The 23060-nt window shown below is 67.2% G+C and carries 19 protein-coding genes and 1 riboswitch; of the genes, 6 read left to right on the top strand and 13 right to left on the bottom strand.

All coding sequences use genetic code 11. The features are described from left to right. Positions 1-75: 75 nt before the first annotated feature. The 5 genes from AC3WTE_RS03995 to AC3WTE_RS03975 form a co-directional block, all read right to left on the bottom strand. A complete protein-coding gene (locus AC3WTE_RS03995; RefSeq protein ID WP_492435836.1) occupies positions 76-513 on the bottom strand; it encodes a type II toxin-antitoxin system Rv0910 family toxin in 438 nt (145 codons plus the stop codon). Positions 514-515: 2 nt separating this feature from the next. Then, complete coding sequence (locus tag AC3WTE_RS03990; RefSeq protein WP_492435834.1) at positions 516-737, bottom strand: antitoxin; 222 nt, start codon at positions 735-737, stop codon at positions 516-518. A 49-nt stretch (positions 738-786) separates the two neighbouring features. Next, entirely contained in the window at positions 787-3195 is a 2409-nt protein-coding gene (locus AC3WTE_RS03985; RefSeq protein ID WP_492435832.1) for an HAD-IC family P-type ATPase, read from the bottom strand. A gap of 76 nt (positions 3196-3271) precedes the next feature. Beyond that, on the bottom strand, positions 3272-4381 hold the full coding sequence (locus tag AC3WTE_RS03980; RefSeq protein ID WP_492435830.1) for an MBL fold metallo-hydrolase: 1110 nt from the start codon (positions 4379-4381) through the stop codon (positions 3272-3274). Beyond that, complete coding sequence (locus AC3WTE_RS03975) at positions 4381-5115, bottom strand: enoyl-CoA hydratase (protein ID WP_492435828.1); 735 nt, start codon at positions 5113-5115, stop codon at positions 4381-4383. The genes AC3WTE_RS03980 and AC3WTE_RS03975 overlap by 1 nt, the downstream gene beginning before the upstream one ends. Positions 5116-5220: 105 nt before the next feature. Here AC3WTE_RS03975 and AC3WTE_RS03970 point away from each other — a divergent pair, with 105 nt between their 5' ends. After that, complete coding sequence (locus AC3WTE_RS03970) at positions 5221-6720, top strand: carboxyl transferase domain-containing protein (RefSeq protein WP_492435826.1); 1500 nt, start codon at positions 5221-5223, stop codon at positions 6718-6720. Between the two features lie 32 nt (positions 6721-6752). Then, on the top strand, positions 6753-7427 hold the full coding sequence (locus AC3WTE_RS03965; protein ID WP_492435824.1) for a hypothetical protein: 675 nt from the start codon (positions 6753-6755) through the stop codon (positions 7425-7427). Here AC3WTE_RS03965 and AC3WTE_RS03960 read toward each other — a convergent pair whose 3' ends face one another. Continuing rightward, a complete protein-coding gene (locus tag AC3WTE_RS03960) occupies positions 7428-7970 on the bottom strand; it encodes a TetR/AcrR family transcriptional regulator (RefSeq protein WP_492435822.1) in 543 nt (180 codons plus the stop codon). 96 nt (positions 7971-8066) lie between these two features. Here AC3WTE_RS03960 and AC3WTE_RS03955 point away from each other — a divergent pair, with 96 nt between their 5' ends. Next, positions 8067-9206: an FAD-dependent monooxygenase gene (locus AC3WTE_RS03955; protein ID WP_492435820.1), complete on the top strand. Its 1140-nt coding sequence runs from the start codon at positions 8067-8069 to the stop codon at positions 9204-9206. A gap of 68 nt (positions 9207-9274) precedes the next feature. On the opposite strand, the gene AC3WTE_RS03950 is transcribed toward AC3WTE_RS03955, so the two are convergent. The 3 genes from AC3WTE_RS03950 to AC3WTE_RS03940 all read right to left on the bottom strand — a co-directional run bounded on the left by AC3WTE_RS03950 (position 9275) and on the right by AC3WTE_RS03940 (position 12970). Further along, on the bottom strand, positions 9275-11200 hold the full coding sequence (locus AC3WTE_RS03950) for a primary-amine oxidase (RefSeq protein WP_492435818.1): 1926 nt from the start codon (positions 11198-11200) through the stop codon (positions 9275-9277). Next, positions 11197-12663 carry an APC family permease gene (locus AC3WTE_RS03945; RefSeq protein ID WP_492435816.1) on the bottom strand — a complete coding sequence of 489 codons (1467 nt, stop codon included), beginning with the start codon at positions 12661-12663 and terminating at the stop codon, positions 11197-11199. Before AC3WTE_RS03945 ends, AC3WTE_RS03950 begins: the two co-directional genes overlap by 4 nt. Positions 12664-12754: 91 nt before the next feature. Next, a complete protein-coding gene (locus AC3WTE_RS03940) occupies positions 12755-12970 on the bottom strand; it encodes a hypothetical protein (RefSeq protein ID WP_492435814.1) in 216 nt (71 codons plus the stop codon). Positions 12971-13216: 246 nt separating this feature from the next. Here AC3WTE_RS03940 and AC3WTE_RS03935 point away from each other — a divergent pair, with 246 nt between their 5' ends. Next, entirely contained in the window at positions 13217-14674 is a 1458-nt protein-coding gene (locus AC3WTE_RS03935; RefSeq protein ID WP_492435813.1) for an APC family permease, read from the top strand. Continuing rightward, a complete protein-coding gene (locus tag AC3WTE_RS03930) occupies positions 14671-15423 on the top strand; it encodes an IclR family transcriptional regulator (RefSeq protein ID WP_492435811.1) in 753 nt (250 codons plus the stop codon). The genes AC3WTE_RS03935 and AC3WTE_RS03930 overlap by 4 nt, the downstream gene beginning before the upstream one ends. Before the next feature lie 453 nt (positions 15424-15876). Here the strand turns inward: AC3WTE_RS03930 and AC3WTE_RS03925 are convergent, their stop codons facing one another. The 4 genes from AC3WTE_RS03925 to AC3WTE_RS03910 all read right to left on the bottom strand — a co-directional run bounded on the left by AC3WTE_RS03925 (position 15877) and on the right by AC3WTE_RS03910 (position 22158). Continuing rightward, a complete protein-coding gene (locus AC3WTE_RS03925; RefSeq protein ID WP_492435810.1) occupies positions 15877-17637 on the bottom strand; it encodes an NRAMP family divalent metal transporter in 1761 nt (586 codons plus the stop codon). A 521-nt stretch (positions 17638-18158) separates the two neighbouring features. Continuing rightward, a riboswitch (M-box (ykoK) riboswitch) is annotated at positions 18159-18331 on the bottom strand. A gap of 75 nt (positions 18332-18406) precedes the next feature. Then, the gene (locus AC3WTE_RS03920) at positions 18407-18559 is read right to left on the bottom strand and encodes a hypothetical protein (protein ID WP_492435808.1); all 153 of its coding nucleotides are present in this window, start codon (positions 18557-18559) and stop codon (positions 18407-18409) included. 264 nt (positions 18560-18823) lie between these two features. Further along, positions 18824-20440, bottom strand: a complete 1617-nt coding sequence (locus AC3WTE_RS03915) for an AMP-binding protein (protein WP_492435806.1) — start codon at positions 20438-20440, stop codon at positions 18824-18826. Further along, the gene (locus tag AC3WTE_RS03910; protein ID WP_492435804.1) at positions 20434-22158 is read right to left on the bottom strand and encodes an AMP-binding protein; all 1725 of its coding nucleotides are present in this window, start codon (positions 22156-22158) and stop codon (positions 20434-20436) included. Before AC3WTE_RS03910 ends, AC3WTE_RS03915 begins: the two co-directional genes overlap by 7 nt. Positions 22159-22216: 58 nt before the next feature. On the opposite strand from AC3WTE_RS03910, the gene AC3WTE_RS03905 reads away from it, so the two are divergent. Beyond that, on the top strand, positions 22217-23056 hold the full coding sequence (locus AC3WTE_RS03905) for a LuxR C-terminal-related transcriptional regulator (protein WP_492435802.1): 840 nt from the start codon (positions 22217-22219) through the stop codon (positions 23054-23056). Positions 23057-23060 lie beyond the last annotated feature (4 nt).

Genomic DNA, 23060 nt, shown 5'->3' with positions numbered 1-23060 from the left:
ATCGCGGAGCCGCCAACGGTAGAAGGTGGCGAGAATCTCGAAGATTCTCGCCACCTTCTTGCGCTCGGACGGGGTCTACAACGACGCGAACAGCGCCTTGAACTTCTCCAGCGAGTGGTGGATGTCGGACCGCAGCGCGGCCGCCACCACCATGCCGATGGGGCCGAACAGGGCCGGACCACCAAGGTGGACGTCGAACGCCACGTTCGAACCGGCTTCGGCCGGCGTGATCTTGGCCATCAACTTGACCCGGACGCCGCCCTTGCCGACACCGTTGAGGGTCAACGACCCCGGCGGGTTGTAGTGCACGATGGTCCAGTCGACCCGGTTCAGCATGCCTTTGACCTCGACGACGGACGAGATCTGCGTGCCCTTGCCCAGGGTCTCGGGCAGCGTGCTCCGCCACATGCGGTGGATGGACAGCCAGTCGTCGTACCGGGAGAGGTCCGACGCTGCCTCCCATGCCTTTTCCGGGGACAGGGGTACTTCGATAGAACTTGCGAGCTTTGCCATGACTACTGCTGTTCTTGCGTCCCCTCGGCCGGCGGCGCGGCGGGAGCCTCAGCAGGCTGCTCGCCGGCCACAGCCTTCTTGGCGGCTTCCTGAGCGCTGTCGACGACGCTCTTGAACTTGCCGTCGGTCTTCTCGTCGACGATGTCGCCGACCTTCTCGATGGCGGCCTCGACCTTGTCGGCGTTCTGCGCCGCCAGGTCCTTCACCTTGTCCAGAAATCCCATGATTCCCACCCTATCTATTGCCGGATCGTCCGGTGAACGTCCTTATTGTTCATGCCTCGTCGGTTCGCCACAACCGGCGCGGTTCGCCCAGCCAGCGGCCCTGCAGCCACCACAACACCTCGATCGCACCGGCGCCGACCAGGCCGATTCCGACGGCCGCCGAGGTCAGCGCCAGGTTCGACGGATCGAGCATGAACTGTTGCTGCGCCCAGGGAATCGAAAGAATCACCACGTACGCCAACGCCGACGCGGCGACCAGGGCCACGCGCCACCACTGGTACGGCCGGGCCACCACCGCCAGCACCCACACCGCGGACACCAGCAGCGTGATCAGGGCGGCGGTGGACGCCTGGTTCTGCTGAACCTCGTCGGCGTATTTCCCGTGGTAGGCCAGCAGGTACGAGGTGAACGTCGCGGCACCGACCACCAGGCCCGACGGCAGCGCGGCCGTCATCACCCGGCGCACGAAACCGTGGTGTGCCCTTTCATTGTTCGGCGCCAGCGACAGGACGAACGCCGGAATGCCGATGGTGAACCAGGCCGCGATGGTGACGTGGATGGGCTGGAACGGATACAGCACGGGCTCGGTGCCGAAGAACCTGGCCGACAAGCCCGCCAGCCCGACGAGCACGGCCAGCAACACCGAGTAGACCGTCTTGGTCAGGAACAGGTTCGAGACCCGCTCGATGTTGCCGATGACCCGGCGCCCCTCCCCCACCACATAGGGCAGGGTCGCGAACTTGTTGTCCAGCAGCACAATCTGCGCGACGGCGCGGGTCGCCGAACTGCCCGAGCCCATCGCGACACCGATGTCGGCGTCCTTGAGCGCCAGGACGTCGTTGACGCCGTCGCCCGTCATCGCGACGGTGTGGCCGCGCGACTGCAGCGCATGCACCATGGCGCGCTTCTGGTCCGGCCGGACACGGCCGAAAGTGGTGTACTCGCTGACGGTTTCGGCCAGCTGCTCCGGGTCGTCCGGCAGATGCCGGGCATCGAGCGTCTCGCCGTGCAGGCCGAGCGACCCGGCTACCGCGCCCACCGACACCGCGTTGTCGCCGGAGATCACCTTGACCGAGACATGTTGATGCGCAAAGTACTCCAGCGTCTCGCCGGCATCGGGGCGGACGCGCTGCTCCAGGGTCACCAGCGCCGCGGGCGTTACCTCACCGGGCGCGTCGGGAGCGTCCACGGAGCGGTCCGAGGAACCCAGCAGCAGCACCCGCAGGCCTTGTGCGCCAATCTGTTCGGCTTGCTCGGCTTCGGGTGAACCAGCGGCGAGCAAGACGTCGGGCGCGCCGAGCACCCAGTTGCCATGCTCGCCGTAGGACACCCCGCTCCACTTGGTCGCCGATTTGAACGGTGCGTTCGCGGTCTGGGTCCAGCCCGGCGGCAGCTTGTAGGCCTCGGCGATGGCGGCCATGCTGGCGTTGGGCCGGACGTCGTCGGCCGCCATCTGCGCCAGCACCGCCGCTGCGTCGTCCGAGGTGAATGTGCTGAGATCGCTGACCCGCATCCCGTTTTCGGTCAGCGTCCCGGTCTTGTCGGCGCACACCACGTCGACCCGGGCCAGACCCTCGATGGCCGGCAGTTCCTGCACCAGGCATTGGCGCCGGCCCAGTCGAACCACGCCGACAGCGAACGCCAGCGACGTCATCAGCACCAGGCCTTCGGGCACCATGGGCACCAGTGCGCCGACGGTGCGCAACACCGACTCTTTCCAGCCCACGCCGGTGACGGTGAACAGCTGGGTGTAGATGATCAACGCGCCGGCCGGCCAGAGCAGGTAGGTGATGAACCGCAAGATGGTGTTGATGCCGCTGCGCAGCTCAGACTTGACCAGGGTGAATTTGCTTGCCTCGGCGGCCAATTGGGCAGCGTAGGCCTCGCGGCCGACCCTGGTGGCGCGGTAGGAACCGCTGCCGGCCACCACGAAGCTGCCCGACATGACGGTGTCGCCGGGGTTCTTGTCGATGGCGTCGGCCTCACCGGTGAGCAGCGACTCGTCGACTTCGAGGTTGGCGCCTGCCAAGACAATTCCGTCGACCACGATCTGATCGCCCGCGCCGAGCTCGATGACGTCGTCCAGCACCACCTCTGCCGGAGACCGTTCCTGCGTGCCGGACTGCCTGCGCACCAACGGTTTTGCCTGCCCAACGATGGCCAACCGGTCCAGGGTCTGCTTGGCCCGCAGTTCCTGGATGATGCCGATGGCGCTGTTGGCGACGATCAGCAGCCCGAACAGTCCGTTGATCACCGAGCCCGTCGCCAGCACGATCAGGAACAGCGTCCCGAGGATCGCGTTGATGCGCGTGAAGACGTTGGCGCGGACGATCTCCGAGACACTGCGGGCCGCCCGCGTCGGGACGTCGTTGGTCTGGCCGGCCGCAACGCGTTGCGCTACTTCGTCATCCGACAGGCCTGTGGCCGCCGCGGTGCGTTCCGGATCCTCGACAGTCACCCTTCATCCCCCACAAAGTCGGGATTTGTGCACGAAAAGGTACGGTCAGCGACCCGTATCGTGCACAAATCGCTGGTTACGGGCGCCACCACTCATCCAGCCCCGGCAGCCGCGCCGGTTCCACTCGTTGCCCCGGCACGGGCACCGCGACGTCCACCGACTCGTCGCGCGCCGCGATGATCATCCGCTCGACTGGCTCGGACCACGGGTGCGGCGCCAGCCGGAACGTCGCCCAGTGGATCGGCACCAGCAGGCCGCTGTCGGTCACATCGCGATGGGCCCGCACCGCGAACTCCGGATTCATGTGGATGTCCGGCCAGCCCGGGTGGTACGCGCCGATGGGCATCAGGGTCAGGTCGAACGGGCCGTAATCGGCGCCGATGTCGCCGAAGCTCTTGGTGTAGCCGGTGTCGCCGCCGAAGAACGCCCGGTGCTGCGGGCCGATCAACGCCCAGGACGCCCACAGAGTGGTGTTGCGGGTGAGGAAGCGTCCGGAGAAGTGCCGGGCCGGCGTGCACACCAGAGTCAGCTCGCCGAGGTTCGCGCTCTGGTTCCAGTCGAGTTCGATGATGCGCTCGGCCGGGATGCCCCACCAGCGCAGGTGCGCGCCGATACCGAGCGGCACGAAGAACTTGGCGCGCTGCATGCCGGCCAGCTGCGTGATGGTGTCGATGTCGAGGTGGTCGTAGTGATCGTGGCTGATGATCACCGCGTCGACCGCCGGGAGCGCCTCCAGCGGCGCGGGCACCTCGTGGAGCCGCTGCGGACCGACCGTCCGAGACGGGGAGCACCGGCGGCTCCACACCGGATCGGCCAGCACGCGGTAACCGTCGATCTCGATCAGCGCCGAGGAGTGGCCGAACCAGGTGACCGCCAGGTCCCCGGCCGGGAGCCCGGGATCGGGTACCACCAGAGGGATGGGCATGGGCGGGCGCTGGAGCGCGCTGCTGGTCAGCAGGTCACGAACCAGCCCGGCCTGCTGTTCGCGGCTCAGCTCCGTGCCCGACGGCGGCTCGAGGTTGACGAACACCCCGTCGCGATAGTTGGGCGACTCGGCAGCCACTGCGTTGATGTCCACGGGTCCGGCACCGAGTGCGGCGGGCGCGCCATTGAGTGCCCGCATCACCCAGCCACCGGCTGCCAGCGCCGCCGTTCCCCACATCAGCCGCAGTGCCCGTCGCAGCATCAGGCGCCCTGGAACCTCGGCGCCCGCTTCTCGAACCGGGCCACCTGGGCTTCGATCACGTCGGGGCTGGCCCAGGCCTTGTTGAACATGCGGGTGTGTTCGCCGCGGACGGTGTCGTAGGCACCGTCGTCGTTGAGCACGCGCTTGGAGTGCGCGACCGACAGCGGGGCGTGCCCGGCGATCTCGGCAGCCCAGGCCTGGGCGTCGGCCAGGGTGCCGGCGCGGTTGATCATGCCGGTCAGCAGCGCGGTGTCGAAGTCGAGCCGTTCGGCGGCGATCAACATGCCACGGGCCCGGCCGTGGCCGACCAGCGACGTCAGCCGGCGAATGCTCCAGTTGTCCAACGCCAGACCGTACTTGGCGATGGGGAACTGGAAGTACGTGCCCGGGGCCGCGACCCGCAGGTCGCAGATCATTGCCAGGATGACGCCGGCGCCGATCGCCGGGCCGTTGAGCGCCGCGATGATCGGGATCGGACTGGCATCGATGGCCAGGTTCAGGGCCAGTGCCTTGTCCGGCAGTTCCTTGGCCACGCCCTCGGCATCGGAGAGGTCGGCGCCCGCGCTGAACACGGTGCCCTGCCCGGTCAACACGATCGCGCGGGTATCGGCCGGTGAGGCCTTCTCGATCTCTTCACGCAGGCCGTCGACGAGTGCGCCGTTGAGCGCGTTGCGTCGCTCGGGTCGCTGCATTTCCAGGGTCAGGACATTGCCGTCCCGGGTCACTCCGATCATTCGGCCAGCCTAAGCGGTACGACGATCACTCGGCGAGGCCAGGCGCCGGGTGCGAAACAACGAAGTGTGGACCGGGGCGGGCAGGGAGCCGATTAGCCTGACCGGGTGAGCCGGACCGGAGCACGTCAATTCTTCGACGCCATCCTCGACGACGGATCGTTCCACAGCTGGGACGGACCGCCGCTGGACGTCGCGGTGAGCGATACCTACCGCGCCGAGCTGGCCGACGCGACGCTGCGCACGGGGCTGGACGAGTCGGTCCTGACCGGCGAGGGCACCGTGTCCGGCCGACGCGTGGCTGTGCTGGCCTGCGAATTCGACTTCCTGGCCGGGTCGATCGGGGTAGCCGCCGCGGAGCGGATCACGGCGTCGGTGCAGCGCGCGACCGCGCTCGGATTGCCGCTGATCGCCTCGCCGTCGTCAGGCGGCACCCGCATGCAGGAGGGCACCGTCGCATTTCTGCAGATGGTGAAGATCGCGGCGGCCGTCGAGCTGCACAAGAAAGCGCACCTGCCCTACCTCGTGTACCTGCGGCACCCCACAACCGGCGGGGTCTTCGCCTCCTGGGGATCGCTGGGCCATCTCACGGCCGCCGAACCAGGTGCCCTGATCGGCTTCCTCGGGCCGCGCGTCTACGAACAGCTCTACGGCGAGCCGTTTCCCGACGACGTGCAGACGGCCGAGCACCTGTTCTCCCACGGGGTGATCGACAGCGTGGTGCCGCTGGACAAGCTGCGTGGCGTCATCGATCAGGTCCTGACGGTCGTCGCCGACCCGCCCGAACCGGGGATTTGTGCACGAAAGGTTACGGCCAGCGACCCAGATCGTGCACAAATCACGGAGACGACGGCATGGGAGTCCGTGGAGGCGTCGCGGCGGGCGGACCGGCCGGGCGTGGACTACCTGCTGACGCACGGCGCGACCGACCGGGTGCTGCTGTCCGGAACCGGGCGCGGCGAATCGGGGACGACGCTGCTCGCGCTGGCCCGGTTCGGCGGGCAACCCGCGGTGGTGGTCGGGCAGCGCCGGGTGATCGGCGGCCTCGTCGGGCCGCGCGCGCTGCGGGAGGCGCGCCGCGGCATGGCGCTGGCAGCGGGGTTGCAGCTGCCGCTGGTGCTGGTGATCGACACCGCGGGGCCCGCGCTGTCACGCCAGGCCGAGGAGGACGGTCTCGCCGGTCAAATCGCGCTGTGCCTCGCCGAACTCGTCACGCTCGACACCCCGACGGTGTCGGTGCTCCTGGGTCAGGGCAGCGGCGGCCCGGCGCTGGCGATGGTTCCGGCCGACCGGGTGCTCGCCGCGCAGCACGGCTGGCTGGCTCCGCTGCCGCCGGAAGGCGCCAGCGCCATCGTCTACCGCGACGTCGACCACGCCCCCGAACTTGCTGCCGCCCAAGGAGTTCGGTCTGCGGACCTGTTGAAGGCCGGCATCGTCGACGTGATCGTGCCCGAGAATCCCGACGCCGCCGACAATCCGGTCGGATTCACCGAACGGCTGGCGGCCACCATCGCCGCCGAGCTGCACGCACTGCACACCGTGCCCGCCGCCCAGCGGCTCGGGGTGCGGCTGCAGCGCTACCGGCGGATCGGTGTACCCGACAGCTGAGCCGGCGCGATGGCATGCTGGACAGGGTGCAAATGGCGATGCACTTCTGGTGGCTGATCTTTCCGCTGAGCGGGGTGATCGGCGGTGCTGTTCGGGCCATTGCGGTGGCGAACGATCGGCGCGCCGAACGCCGGCTCGAGCGCTACCGCATCAAGCAGCAGACCAAGATCGCCGTCGCCGAAGCGGCGGGACGGGGCCGCGTCGACGCCGCCACCGAACGGCGCGCCATCAGCAGGGTGCTGGCCCAGCACGACGACACCGACGGCCGGTGGCTGAGTTACGAGTTGGACGTCGCCAAGCTGCTCGACTTTCCGGCGATGACGAACCTGCGGGACCCGCTCACCGTTGCCTTCCACAAGGCCAAGAGCCGCGCCGACCTACTCCGCCCGTCGACTCCCGACGACCTGGCCGGCGATCGCGACGCCCAGATCGAATACCGAGACGCCGTCCATGAATACGCGTCGGCATTCGACGTCGCCGAGGCCGAGGCGGTCCGCCGGCGGCGCAGCGATTTTTCCGCAGAGGACCAGGAGCGGTTGGCCCGGGCCGAGCACCTGCTGCGGGTCGCGTCCGATCCGGCGGCCACCCCGAGCGAGCGGCACAACGCGTACAGCAAGGCCCGCCGGGAACTCGACGGACTCATCGCGCTACCAGCGGTGACGCGGGCGGCGATCGAACGTCGCGTGGCGGGTGAGATCGAGGCCTGATCAGGCCTCGTCGAGGTAGCGCTGCAGCGTCGGCGCGAGCCAGTGGATGAGGTCGCCGTCGCTCATCGCGACGATCGGCGGCAACTTCAGAACGAACCGGCACATCGCCATGCCGAGTATCTGCGTGGCAATCAAGCCGGCACATCGCGCGGGGTCGGCGGGTTTGAGCCGGGCGATGGCGGGCCGCAGCTGGTCGGCGAAGATGCTCTGCATCCGCCCCGCCGCTTCGGCATTCGTGGTCGATGAGCGCAGCAGCACGATGAGGCCGTCGTCCTGCGTCCAGCGGTCCAGGAAGTGCGCCACCAACGCGGCACCCAGGTCCGCCCTGGGGACATCCGACAGGTCCGGGAACCGCAGATCGAATTCGGCTGCGGCGGCGAACAATTGGTCCTTGTTGCCGAAGTAGCGCATCACCATCGACGGATCGATGTGCGCGTCCGCGGCAATGGCCCTGATGGTCGCCCCCTGGTAGCCGGTCGTCGCGAACCTCTCCCGGGCCGCCGCCAGGATCACGGCCTTGGTCTCCTCTGACGATCTACGCATGCCAACAACTGTATGCCAACACTTGTTGACTTCGATGCCGAAACGCGCAACCATGGTTATGCCAACAACTGTTGGCATACGCGGAAGGAGACACAGATGACTGACACCGATGTGCTGATCGTCGGAGCCGGCCCCACCGGACTCGCCCTCGCCGCCGCCCTACAGGCCCGCGATGTCGAAGCCCTCGTGGTCGACCGCCTGGCAGCCGGGGCCAACACCTCGCGCGCCGCAGTGGTCAACGCCCGCACACTCGAGGTACTCGAGGAACTGGGCGTGGCTGAACGCCTGGTTGAGCTGGGTATCCGCGCCCCGCGTTTCACCATCCGTGACGGCCACAAGACGCTGATCCCGGTCGATTTCAGCACACTGCCGACCCGGTACCCCTACAGCTTGATGGTGCCGCAATGCACCACCGAGCGGGTGCTGCTGGACCGTCTGGCCGAACTCGGCGGCAAGGTCGTGCGGCCCAAGACCCTGGCCCGTGTCACCCAGGACGGCGAGGGCGCCACGGCACACTTCGATGACGGCGAGACGATCCGGGCGCGGTACCTCGTCGGCGCCGACGGCATGCACAGCGTCGTCCGGGAGCAGTCGGGAATCGGGTTCAGTGGCGGACAGTACGGGCAGTCCTTCGCCCTCGCCGACGTCCGCCTCACCGGCGATGTCACAGCGAGCGAGGTGATCCTGTTCTGGGCGGCCAGCGGTATGACGGTCGTCGCTCCACTGCCCGGCGGCACCTACCGCATCGTCGCGCCCGTCGACGCGGCGCCCGAAGAGCCGTCCGCCGCTTTCGTCCAGGAACTGCTCGACACCCGCGCCTTCGGGCCGGGCCGGGTGACGGTGACCGACGTCGAATGGGGATCCCGGTTCCGGGTGCACCACCGCGTCGCCGACAGCTACCGCGCCGGTCGGGTACTGCTCGCGGGCGACGCCGCCCATGTCCACAGCCCGGCCGGCGGCCAGGGCATGAATCTGGGCATCCAGGACGCCCTTGCGTTGAGCGATTCCCTGGCAACGGTTTTGGCGACCGGACGCGACGCGGCGCTCGACGCCTACAGCGCAGCCCGGCGCCCCTTGGCGCAACAAGTCATCGCCCTCACCGACCGGCTGACCCGGCTGGCCACGCTGCCGGGACCACTGCTCCCCGCCCGGAATCTGGCGATCGGGCTCATCGGCCGCCTCCCCGCCGTGCAGCACCAGCTGGCGTGGCGACTGTCCGGGCTGGCCAACCGCTGAGCCGGTCCCGACAGCGGAAAGCCGGGCCTGATCTTCGGGGGTGACCAGGCCCGGCAGCTCATTTCCGCTCAGCCGTTGCAGCAGTGCGACTTCTTCGGCGACGGCGGCACATTCAGCGCCGGGTTGCGATCGAAGAAGCCGACCGGCTTGAGCTTGAATCCGGCGTAGTCCACCGGCATCACCGGCCAGTCCTCGGGCCGCGGGAAGTGCGTCAACCCGAAGGTGTGCCAGACCACGATGTCCTCACCCTCGATGTTGCGGTCCTGCGCGACGAAGGACGGCAGGCCGCCATCACCCGGATGCTGGTTGACGAACTGGCCGGCCGGATAGCGTTCGGCCGGATCGTATTTCGTCACCCACAGGTGTTTGGTGGCGAAGGCCGCCCGCTTGGCGATGGAGCTCGACGGGTCGGCCAACAGCGTGGGCTGTCCCTCGGGGTGCAGCGCGTAGCCGACGTTCTGGCCCAACCGGTTCTGCTTGGTCGGGTTGGTGATGTGCCACACCCGGGCCTTGAGGTTGTCGGCGGTGCGCATGGCTTCGAGCTCGTGGGTCAGCTTTGTCTTCTGCGGGCGGAATGCGTTGCCCCACGGGTTGTCCGGGCCCATCGGAACGCCGACCGCGTCCACCTCCTCGACGGTGTTGGTCAGCCCGTCGACCGCCATGTCCAGCCGCGCCGAGAACATGTGCTGGTGGAACGGCGCGCCCAGGCCCGGGGCCATCTCGGTGGAAAAGCCTTCCGGCCCACGGTAAGCCGAAGCGAACACGATGCCGGTGGCCTTGGCCTCCAGCTCGATGGTGCCGTCGAGGTAGAGGTACCAGTAGAAGCCGTAGTCGTAGTTGCCGATGGTGAGGAAGAAGGAGATCACCAGACGACGCGACCGGCGCACCTCGGCCATGCCGTTGAACATGTCGGTGTGCTTCCACAGCACGCCGAAGTCCTCCTCGTGCAGGCAGATTGCGTTCTTCATCAGCTTGGGCTCGCCGTTCTCGTCGGCGATGGTGACGTCGAAGTACTTGATCTCGCCGAGGCAGTCGCAGCCCAGTTCGAGGGCATTGGTGTAGCGGCCGAACAGGTACTCGCCCTGATCGAAGTAGTTCTGCCAGTACCGCACCGGGGACGGATCGGCGTAGGGCACCACCATCTCGGCGATGGACGCCCGGTACACGACCGGCCGCCCGTCGATCGACAACTGGTGCAGGGTCAGACCCTCGCGGACATCGAAGCCGAAGCGGAAAGACCAGTCGGCCCACGTGATCTGGTTGCCCGCAACGGTGAAGCTCGCGCCTTCGGGCTGCGTGATCTCGATGGGCTTGAGATCGGTGCGGGCGGGAACGGCATGCGGTGCGGCGTCCCACTCGCCACGCTCGGTGGGCAGCGGCAGCTCGACCTCATCGATCACCTTGACAACCTTGCGGCCCGTGAGGTCGACGTAGGCGACCACGCCGTCGATCGGGTGCGCCCAGGGCAGGTCGGCCGCGTCGTATTGGTAGAACGCCAGCACCCGGACGATGCGCCGGCCCACCTCGTCTTCGTGTCCGAATACGCCGGCTGACAGCGGAACCGCCCGCACGTCAGTCGGATTCAGCTTGCGCTTGGTCATCGCCTCGATCCACTCGGGGCACTCGAGGAGGAACGCTTCGATGTCCTCGAATTCCTGGTCCAGGATCGGTACGTGACCGTCGCGCGTGCTGTCGATCGTCACCTCGCTGATCACGCGGCCCTCGGTCACCGACACCACCAGATCGGAGCCCTGCCCCGTGGCCCGGTCCAGCAGCAGCACCCGGGCGCGGCGGTCCATGTCGTCGCCGGGGCGGAAGGCCAGCACATCGTTCTTGTGCGGCTCCTCCAACGCGACGAACACGAAGCGGACGCTGTCGCCGAGCAGCCCGTGGGCGTCGACGATGCGGCGGACCGCGCGGATTTCGTCGGCACTCAGTGGGGTGAGCGGATGGTCGGGAACTGTCGTCACCTGGGGCTCAATAGTGGCAGTCATCGTGCGATCTCCTTTGCGATATCAGGGTTTTCGTTCTGTTGATTCCCGGCATGGGGCCGCGCCACTGCGACCGCGATGCCGCCGACGAAGGCGCCGACCAGCAGGACGCCGAGGATCGCGGCCATGGTGCTGGAGCCACCGACCAGCAGCGGCAGGTTGACCGCGGTCATCACCGACAGGACGGCCAGGCCGACAAGGCCAAGGCTCGGCGCGATGACGGTGTGCCATGGCCGGGTATCGAGGCGCGTGCGGCGGAAGAAGACGATGACGGCTGCCGAAGTCAGGGTCATCAGCACCACGATGCCCACCGATGCCGCGCCGACGAACCAGGTGAACACCTGCGTCACCGGGTCCAGTCCAGCCACCACCGACGCTCCGACGAGCACCAGCGCCGAGAGGGTCTGTGCGAACGAGGCGATGTGCGGGGAGTCGTGCCGCGGGTGCGACCGACCGCAGCGCTCGGGGAGCGCCCGGGTGTTACCCAGCGAGAAGATGTAGCGGGCCAGCACGTTGTGGAACGACAGCAGTGCGGCGAAAAGACTTGTGATCAAGAAGATCTGGACCAGGTCACCGGCCAGGGCACCGACGTAGCGGGTTGCGGTCTCGGTCAGCATGGTCGCGGGATTCTTCGTCGCCTCGTCGACCGCGCCCGCATCACCCCAGGCGCTGACCAGTGCCCAGCTGCTGAGCGCGTAGAAGCCTCCGATGAGCAGCAGTGCGGCGTACGTCGCACGCGGGATGGTGCGCGCCGGATCACGTGCCTCATCACGGAACACCGCCGTGGCCTCGAAGCCGATGTATCCGGCCAGCGCGAAGATCAGTGCGATCCCCGGGGCACCGGAGAAGAAGTTGTCCGAGTGCAGCACTGCCGCCGAAAGCCCCTGTGCACCATCATGTCCGATGACTGCGGCGTTGATCACCAGCACGATGCCGACTTCGCAGACCAGCAGGACGCCCAGGACCTTGCCCGACAGCTCGATGTGCCGGTAGCCCAGGACGCCGGTGACCGCCATCATCACCAGGGCATAGAGGTACCAGGGCATCGACGGCCCACCGTGTGCGGTGATGAGCTCGTTGATGGACGCGCCGATGTAGCCGTACACACCGACCTGCACCGCGGTGTACGACAGGAGGGCCAGGAACGCGGCGCCGAGTCCCGCATGCCGGCCGAAGCCGGCCGCGATGTAGGTATAGAAGGCGCCGGCTCCGGTGATGTGCCGGGCCATCGCGGTGAAGCCGACCGCGAACAGCAGCAGCACCGCGGTGCAGACGACGTACGACGCTGGATACGCCGCCCCGTTGCCGGCGGAGATGCCGATGGGAAAAGTGCCGGCAACGACGGTCAGTGGCGCAGCGGCGGCCACGACCATGAACACGATTGCCACCGGGCCGAGACGGCCCGTCAATCGGTTGGGTTGAGCACCGGCGCTTCGACCGGCATCGAGAACTGCGTCAGTTGTCATGGCAACACCTTCGCTGGAATTGAATGTGAATTGGTTGCGGCACGGTAAGGCTTCAGTGAGTTCAAATGAGAATTCCTGGAGCGGTGAATTCTCATTTGACGGCGAAACTCACAGCGCGATGTTGATGGCTTTTGTCTGGGCGTATTCGGCAATGGCGCCCCTCGGTGGCCGGGTCGACGGTGTCGAACCGCCGGCCGGAGACCGACTCGGCCCGCTGACCGTCGACGTACATCTGCTGCGGACGGGAAATGAAATCAGTGGTCCGCGGGTCCAGATCGACACTGAGCGTGGCTGCCATGGACGTCATACTTACGCCTCGATGTGGTGCGCGTCACCACTAATTCCGAATGGGTATTCGGCGAATTCGGATTCTCATTTGAAATGGCTTTGCCGTTCTCATTCTGGCCTCCCGATAATCGCAGCTCGTGTCGATCACCAGGCATCGGCGGGCTATGTCTGGCGGCTGCCGTCCGCTCCGATTCTCATTTGAAGATTTTCGATGTTTACCCGACAACGCTGCCGGGGTCGGTGGCGATCGGCTACCTTCCGACGAATGGGCCCCACCCGAACCATCCGCAGCCGCTCGCCGGTCGCCGGGCTTCAGCGCGCACAGCTGACGTTCACTCAGGTTCTGGGGCAGTCGGTCTCGGCGGTGGCCCCGTCGGCGGTGATGGTCACCCTCCCGGCACTGGTCCTGCCGGCCGCCGGCCGCACCACGATCGCGGTGTTCATCCTGACGGCCCTCATGATGACCGCGGTCGGGTACTGCATCACGCAGTTCTCCACCCGGATGGTGGCCGTGAGCGGGCTGTACAGCTACACCGTCAAGGGCTTGGGCGCTGTGCCCGGTGTTGCGGCCGGGTGGTCACTGGTGATCGGCTACGCCGCCGCGGCGATGGCCAGCGCCCTCGGCGCGGCCAGCTACATCGCCGCCCTGCTAGGCCGGGTCGGGGTGCCCGGCGGTAAACCCGTCATCGCCGGCCTGACCGTCCTGGTCGGCGGCGGCGCGCTGATCCTCATGGTCCGGGGCATCAGGCTGTCGGCGCGCATCTCACTGGCCGTCGAATTGTTCGCGATCGTGGTGGCCGGCATGGTACTGATGATCGCCTTCGGCGGCGCGGTCACGGGCGCCGCGGCACCCTCGAAAACGATTGCAGATGCCCCACATTCGGCACTGGGCTTCGCCCTCCTGCTCGCCATCACCTCATATGTGGGGTTCGAGAGCGCGAGCACCGTGGCCCGGGAGGCGCAGCGCCCGTTCGTCACCGTGACCCGGGCCATCCGCTGGACGCCGCTGGCCCTCGGGGCGCTCTACACCTTTGCCGCCGTCCTGCAGACCACCGGCACCATCCGCACCCGGACCGGGTCGACGCCCATCGTGCTGTCCCTACCCGACTCCGCCGACACCTTGGCCGGCGCGCTGTCCATCGCGATGGAGTTCGGCATCACCGCGTCGTGGATCGCCTGCGTGATCGGCTCCAGCACGGCGTTGTCCCGCACCCTGTTCGCGATGGGACGTGAGGGCCTGCTGCCGGACGCCATGGGTCGCGCCCATCGGCGGTACCGCACCCCGCACGTCGCACTCAGCATCGCGATGCCGCTGATCGTGGCCGTGCCGGTCGGCTACCTCTTTGCCGCGGAGTCCAGCCGCGACGTTCTCATCGGCCTGCTCGCGGTATCCGCGCACGGCTACATCGTGGCGTATCTGCTGGTGTGCCTTGCCACTCCGGCCTTCCTCCGTCGGATCGGCGAGCTCACCACCGTCCCGATGATCGTCGGGCTGGCCACTGCCGCCACCATGGTCGCGATCATCATCTGGGCTGCGCTATCGGTGGCGTCACCGGCGTGGATCGCCACTGCGGTCTACTCCGTCCTGTTGGCGTTCGGTCTGGCGGCATTCCTGGTGCGCCGCCGGACGGTTACCGATCTGGCCGACCGCGTCGGGGTGTTCGACGAGACCGTCGCCGGTGACGTGTTCGCCGACTACAACCCGTGGGAGGTGCGCCGATGAGCCCGGCCGACGGTGCGCTGTCCGGCCGCCAGCCCAAGGCGGTACAGAGCGCGCTGCAGGTGCTCGAGGCCGTCGCCGTGGCCGGCACCGGCGTCACCGCAAAAGACATCGCCGAGCACCTTTCCATGCCATCGGCCACCACGTACCGGCTGCTGAATCTCCTTGTCGCCGACGGCTACATCGTGCGGCTACCAGACCTGTCGGGATTCGCACTGGGCCCGCGCATGGGCTTGCTGATCGACGCCGCGGTCTCCCCCACCGTGTGCACCAAGGCCCGCGAGACGCTGGCGGAGCTGCGACTCTCGGTGCGCTTCGGCGTGCACCTGTTCTACTTCACCAACACCTCGGTGCGCCTGGCCGACCCCGACGGTGAATACCCACCGCCCGCAGACGAATCAGTGCTCAACCGGCACCTGCACGCCAGTGCGGTCGGCAAGTTGTTGCTCGCCGAGAAACACGACGCCGATGCGCTGCTCGGCCTCACGCCGGCCGCGCTCACCGACCGCACCGTCACCTCGAGATCGGCGCTGGCCGAACAGCTCACCGAGATCAGGGCGCATGGATACGCGGTGCAGATCGGTGAGCTGCGGGCCGACTGCGCCTGCGTCGTGGTACCCGTCCGATCCGCCGCCGCGACCCTGGTCGCTGCCGTGGCGATGTCCGGCCGCGCCGAACAGGAACAGCTCCTGAAGCGGCAGATTCCGGTACTGCAGGACTATGCGACCCAATTGGCGCCGCTACTGGCCTGACGCCAGCACATGCCGGCGTGCGTACCGGCTTGCGGATCAGCTGGCACGGGCCATTCTCGGGGCACCCTGTTTGCGGAATTGACGCATACGTCGCTACTGTGCGACAGTCGTCGGGGATAAATCCAGATACGCACAGCAATGCAATGCATCGGACGGTAAGCATGGTAAATCGGCTGCTTACAGTGCATCAATTGGTTGTTCTACTACAGTCGGCAAATCAAATCGAGTTGCTGCTGAGCGTGGCGGCCGGGACCGCGTCGATCGTCACCGCTGCCCGTGACGCCGTAGGTGACGTTGCTGCCTGGGGTCCGGAGCGCGCGCACTCGGAATTCTGCACCTGCAAAGACGGCGACACGTCCCACTGCCCCGCGCGCGACTCACTCTGAGCTGCGGAAAGTCATCGCCCAGAGGTGGGGCACGGCACCATGACACCGCACCCCACCTCGACAGCGCTCAACCGCCGATCGCCTCGGCGACCTTGACCCCAACCAGCACCACGGCCACCAGCAGGTAGCCACGCAGCGCGACCATGCCGGCCACCCGCAACGGCGACCACGCTGGCCGATCCAGGGTGTCCAGAGCGGGAGTCCGGAACTCGTCCCGCTCCTGCCTCAGCAGAGCCTTCCGGACAGCGCGATCGTCCGGTTTCTCATCCAGATCCGCCACCTGCTCGGGGTCCAGACCACCCAGCTCGGCGGCTACTTCCACCGCGTCCCGCTTTCGCTGCGTGCGCCGCGACCGCAACGTGGCACCGGCGATGGCCGCGCCTCCCAGGGCGCCGACGCCCACCCCGATTCCGAATCCCGACTCGAGTTGTGCGGCAGTCAGATTCGGGAAGAACGTCGCCGCCGTCAGGGCCAGGGACAGCAGCACCAAGGCCCACACGATCACGCCGGCCACGATGTTCTGCCGCATGGTGTTGACCCACGGACCCAGCACTGCCTTGTCGTTGCACAGCAGAACCAGGAACACCGTCGCCGACGGCAGCAGCACCCCGGCCAGCGCCTGCACGCCCTGGGTGAGCAGCCCCAGCACGTGATCCGGGCTGAACGACACCGCGGCGGCCACCCCCAAGAGAGCGGCGTAACCCAGGTAGAAGGCCGGTGCCTCGCTGACCTTCCAGTGCAATGAGTGGCGCCTGCCCAAGGTGTCACCCAGTGCGTAGGTGGTGGCGAGCCCGACGGCATTGGCCCCGATGAGCGACGCGTCCAGCAGCAGGATCGCGAACAGCGCGCCCGCGGTGTCAGACACGTGCTGACCGAGCTGATGTGCCACGTCACCCGCATCGGTGAAATTGCCGGCCGCGCCGCTACCGGCGAGCCCGAACGCGCTGGCGGCCATGATCGCCACCGCACCCACCATCACCACGACGATGCCGATCCACAGGTCGATCCGCTCGTAACGAATCCACTTGGGGGTCAAGCGCTTGTCGACGATGTTGGACTGCTGGAAGAACAGCTGCCACGGCGCGACGGTGGTGCCGACGATGGCCACGATCAGCAACAAGAGCGTCGAGTTCAGGCCACCCGGGAACGACGGGATCAGGCCGCGCGCAGTGTCCGACGCCGACGGGTGCACGATGAATGCCAGTGGGAAGATCACGATGTTGATGGCGATCAGCGCGAAAACGAAGCGCTCCCAACGGCGGAACGAACCGCCGGCCACCACGGCGAACAACAGCACCGCGGCGAGCGGCACCGAGATCGACTTGGGCAGCCCGAAGTAGCTCAGCGCCATCGACACCCCGACGAATTCGGTGACGATGGTCAAGGCGTTGACGATGAGCAGGTCACCGACACTGAACGCGCCCCAGAACTTGCCGAAGCGCGCGAAGATCAGGCGGGCGTGCCCGACGCCGGCGACCGCACCGAGCCGCACCACCATCTCCTGGTTGACGTACAGCACCGGAATCAGCAGCGCCAGCGTCCACATCAGTGCCATGCCGTAGTTCTGGCCGGCCTGCGCGTAGGTCGCGACGCCGCCGGCGTCGTTGTCCCCGACCATGACGATGAGGCCGGGCCCCATCACCACCAGCAGCATCTTCAATCGCTGCCAGCGGCTGCGACCCGCGCTGGTCTCGTCGGTGCGGATGGTGCCGAGCGCGCCGACGATGTCGCCGACGTGCGCGGTGTCGAGCACTGCGGTGCTCGGTGAATCACGTTGCGTTGCTGAGGTTTCGCTGGAGGGACGCGGGGTACGAGCGAAAAAGGCCATGTCGAGATTCCTCTCGGGATATGGCAGCACAAGAGGGGTCCGCCCACCGGAATCGGTGGGCGGACCGTGCGGCCTAACGGATCAGAAGTGGGGGTGCGCCCCGAGAGACGCCGAGATCACCGCGAGCGGCGTGTGCGACATCTGGAGGTTGTGCCGTTCCTGCGGGGTCAGCCGAGCGCGAACGCTCACCCGACGAACAACGCGATGTACTGCGGCACTACGAAATACGGTCATGACAGGTCTCCTGCAGGGATGAGTCCCGCGAGCCTGCGTCAGGCACCGTCGATCAGACGGCCACGCCGATGAAGAGCCGGCAAGGTCGCGGGAGGATGGAAATGAAATTGTCGGAGTTGGGTTTTCGCTCCGGACTGGAACTCGGACCATCGCCAGGTTTCATGTGTCCTCACCTCCTCGCCGTCAGGTCCCCACCAGGGACAGTTGTGCCACATGACTTCGACAACACGCAAGGGATGGACACGGCATCCGAAGCGGCCATAACGGGCCACTGCATCTCGACGCCACATACACCCCTCTCGTCAGAGCTTCGGCACTGAACGACGTAATCCACCTGGGCGGATAGCCACTTTGGGTAACCCCTTAATCCGGGGAGACCTGTCCTGACCCTGGGCGTCTCTCGACGTCGTCGGATCAGTGGCTTTTGTTCGTTCAGGAGCCTCGCCTAGCGAGGTGCTGACCTGGGAAACATAACCCCGGCCGCGGCGGCCCGTCAAGTTGAATGACGGCCGACTCGCCGGGCATGACAGGGTGATCAGCTGTACGGGTGCGCTCCGATCGAAGCCGAGATGACGGCCAAGGGCGTAGCCGACAAGCGCAGGTTGTGTCGTTCCTCCGGGGTCAGTTGTGCTCGGGCACGGACCCGCTCAACTATCCGGCGGACGGCGTCGGTGCGAAATACGTTCATGGCACGCTCCTGTCAACATCTGTCCGCCGGCCCGAATGTCGGGCGGCCGATGGGCAGACCGATACCCACCAATGACAGCACGTAAACGTGAACTCGGCGCCGGATGCAACCGTCAAGACCGTGTTAAGAATTCACGGTCGGCAGACGCCCCTCACCTGGGCTTTGTCATCGAGATCGGCGGCACCGCGGAGCACCGAGAGGGTGGCATACGCGAAAACGTGCCGATTCTCCTCGGCAAGCCGCACTCTCGACGCAGAAACGCGCTCAGTCCAAGCCGAAGATGCGGATGCTCTCGGCACGCATGTCGACCTTGCGGACCTTCCCGGTGATCGTCATCGGGAATTCGTCGACGACGTGCACGTAGCGCGGAATCTTGAAGTGCGCCAGCCGGTCTGCGGTGAATTCCCGGATGGCCGCGGCGTCCAGCGGGACGGCGCCGGGGCGCATCCGCAGCCAGGCGCAGATCTCCTCGCCATAGCGGGCATCGGGAACCCCGATCACCTGGGCGTCCTCGATGTCCGGGTGCGTGTACAGGAACTCTTCGATCTCGCGCGGGTACACGTTCTCGCCGCCGCGGATCACCATGTCCTTGATGCGGCCGACAATGGCGCAGTAGCCATCGTCCCGCATCACCGCGAGATCACCGGTGTGCATCCAGCCCTCGGAATCGATGGCTTCCCTTGTCTTTTCGTCGTTGTCCCAATAGCCGAGCATCACCGAATAGCCACGGGTGCAGAACTCCCCCGGCTCGCCACGCCGCACCGTCTCACCCGTCTCCGGGTTGACGATCTTCACCTCGAGGTGGGGATGCACCCGGCCGATGGTCGCCGTGCGCCGGTCCAGGTCGTCGTCGATGAGGGTCTGGCAGGACACCGGCGAGGTCTCGGTCATGCCGTACCCGATGGCCACCTCGGCCATGTGCATGTCGGAGACGCAGCGCTTCATCACCTCGACCGGGCACACCGAACCGGCCATGATGCCGGTGCGCAGGCTCGACAGGTCGCGGTCGCCGAACGACGGATGGTTCTGTACGGCGATGAACATCGTGGGCACGCCGTAGACACCCGCGCACTGCTCGGATTCAACGGCATCGAGCGTCGCCGCGGGATCGAAGCCGGGTGCCGGAATCACCACGGCCGCACCATGGCTCATACATCCGAGCACCCCCATCACCATGCCGAAGCAGTGGTAGAACGGCACCGGGATGCACAACCGCTCGCCCGGCATCAGCTTGATGCCCTCGGTGGTGAAGTAGCCGTTGTTCAGGATGTTGCGATGCGACAGCGTCGCACCTTTCGGGAATCCGGTTGTGCCCGAGGTGTATTGGATGTTGATCGGATCGGCGTTGGACAACGTGGCCTGCCGGGCGGCGAAATCACCGGCACCGATGGCCGCGCTCGCGGCGCGCAGCTGATCCCAATCCGCGCTGTCGAGGAAGACCACGTCGCGCAGGCCGGGTACCTGCGGACGGACTTCCTCGATCATCGCCGAGTAGTGGGACGTCTTGAACGAAGTGGCCGAGATCAGCATCCGCATCCCGGACTGATTGAGCGCATAAGCCAGTTCATGTACCCGATAGGCAGGGTTGACGTTGACCAGGATGGCGCCGATCTTGGCCGTCGCCAGCTGCGTCACGATCCACTGCGCACAGTTCGGTGACCAGATGCCGACCCGGTCACCTTTCTCGATGCCACGGGCCATCAATCCACGGGCGACCAAATCGACTTCGGCGTTCAACTCGGCGTACGTGTACCGCAGTCCTTGCGCGCGGTCGACCAGCGCCAGGGTGTCCGGATGGGCCGCGGCGGTGCGCTCGAAATTGGCTCCGATGGTCTCTTCCAGGATGGGAGTGCCGGTGGGCCCCGCGTCGTAGCTCAGCATGACTTCAACAAATCCTCGTAACGGTATTCCGACGCGATCGGGGTGCCGGCCGCATGCGCCTGATCTTCGCGCCTACGCAGGTCGACGCGCCGGATCTTGCCCGAAATGGTCTTGGGGAGATCGCCGAATTCCACCCGGCGGACCTTGAGGTACGGCGCCAGGTGGTCACGGGCGAATTCCATGATGGACCTTGCGGTCTCCTCGTCAGAACTCCAGCCCGCAGCCAGGCAGACGTAGGCCTTCGGCACGGAGAGCCTGGTTTCGTCGGGCTGCGGCACCACCGCGGCTTCCACCACCGCGGGATGCTCGATGAGCACGCTCTCCAGCTCGAACGGCGACACCTTGTAGTCCGACGACTTGAACACGTCGTCGGTGCGGCCGATGTAGGTGATGTAGCCGTCGCCGTCCCGGGAGGCCACGTCGCCGGTGTGGTAGTAACCGCCCGCCATGACGGCCGCATTCCGTTGCGGATCACCGAGATAACCGGTCATGAGGTTCAGCGGCTGCGCGCTCAGCTCCAGGCAGAGCTCGCCCTCGTCGGCCTGCTCGCCGGTCACCGGATCCACCAGCACCACCGGCACACCCGGCATCGGCCTACCCATCGAACCGGCCTTGACCGGCCGGCCCGGGGCGTTGCCCACCAGCAGGGTGGTCTCGGTCTGGCCGAAGCCGTCTCGGATGGTCAGCCCCCAGGCGTCCCGCACCTTCGCGATGACATCGGGGTTCAGTGGTTCACCGGCACCGAGAATCTCGCGCAGCCCTTCGGGTTTGGCGCCGAGGTCGGCTTGGATCAGCATCCGCCACACGGTTGGCGGCGCGCAGAAGGTGTTGACACCGGCGCGGCGCAATTGGCCCATCAGCGCGGCGGCGTCGAAGCGGCTGTAGTTGTAGACGAAGATGGTCGCCTCGGCGATCCACGGCGCGAACACACAACTCCAGGCATGTTTGGCCCAACCCGGCGAGCTGATGGCCAGGTGCACGTCGCCGGGCGTCACCCCGATCCAGGCCATCGTGGTCAAGTGCCCGACGGGATACGAAACCTGCGAATGCTCAACGAGTTTGGGCTTGCTGGTGGTGCCCGAGGTGAAGTAGACCAGCAGCGGATCGTCGACCTCGGTGACGGCGGTGAACGGACCCGCCGAAACCACTTGGTACGCATCGGCGTAGCGGTGCCAGCCCGGCGCCGAATCACCGACAACGACTCCGGTGTACTGCCCGTCGACGGACGAGAACTTGTTCGCGTCCGCAGCACCCGTCACCACGAAGCCTGCCCCGCCGCGGGTGATCCGGTCGGCCAGGTCCGCCGGGCCCAGCGCTTCGGTCGTCGGCATCACCACCGCGCCGAGCTTGGCCACCGCCAGCATCGACTCCCAGAGCTCCACCTGGTTGCCCAGCATGACGATGACGCGGTCACCCTTGCCGACGCCCAGCGTCTGCAGCCACGTCGCCACCTGGTCGGATCGGTCGGCCATTTCCGCGAAGGTGTACTGCCGCTCGTCGCCGCCTTCTTCGGTGATCCACAGCGCCGCCTGCTCGGCCCGTTCCGGGCTGCGGGCGATGACGTCGAACCAGTCGGTGGCCCAGTTGAAGGTGCCGGTGAGCCGCGGCCAACTGAACGAATCGACGGCGGGCGCGTAGTCACCGATCGATGCCACGAGACGGTCCCGTGCCTCTCGGTACTGCTCGGTGTTGGTCGTGATCCCAGCGTCTGTCGGCATGAACGTAGGATCTACGTCACAGCCATCCACCCGCTACCCCCGAAAGAGGGTACTGATCGTGACCACCGGCCCCTCCGTGCTGCGCCCGCGCGACACCGACGCGGTGCGCGCCGAGCTGCGGAGAATCGGCACCGAGGGGGCGGTACCGGTGATGTTCGGCGGTCAGGTGCACGACGACGCACTGCTGCTCACCGAGTTCTACGGCACCCGGGGCGGCGGGCTCCGCGGCCTGATGGTGCGGTCGGCGTTCGGGCTCGGCGGGGCCAGCATGGTGTCGGGACAGCCGCTCGCGGTCGCCGACTACCGGCATGCACCGTCCATCACCCACGACTACGACAGGCCCGTGCTCTCCGAGGGCATCCGGTCGGTACTGGCGGTGCCGGTCGTCGTCGACGGCCGGGCCCGGGCCGTGCTCTACGGCGCCTACCGGTCCAGTGCACCGTTCGGCGGCCGCACCGTCGACCTGATGCTGACGTCGGCACGGCGGCTGTCCGACGAGCTGACCATTCGCGACGAGGTGGACCGCCGGTTGCGGCTGCAACAGGCCCAAACGGCCGGCACGGCGGTGAACACCGAACACGTCCGTCAGGTGCATGCCGAGCTGCGGCGGCTGGCGGCCGGTGGCCATCCCGTCGCACCGGGCACCCTTGGCGACCTCGCCGACCGGCTGGCCGCAGCCCTGGCCGGCGGTCCGGCAACCGTCGGTCCGCTGAGCCCGCGCGAACTCGACGTGCTGGCGCAGATCGCGTTGGGCTGCACCAATACCGAAGCCGCCGCGCGGCTGTCCCTGAAACCGGAGACCGTCAAGAGCTACTTACGCAGCGCCGCAACGAAACTCGGTACCCACACCCGGCACGAGGCGGTGTCGAAGGCACGCCAGCTGCGGCTTATCCCCTGACCGG

Source organism: Mycobacterium sp. FW102-FHT13B02 (assembly GCF_058790275.1).
Note: the sequence above shows the minus strand (reverse complement) of the source record. Positions and strands in the feature narration are given on the sequence as shown.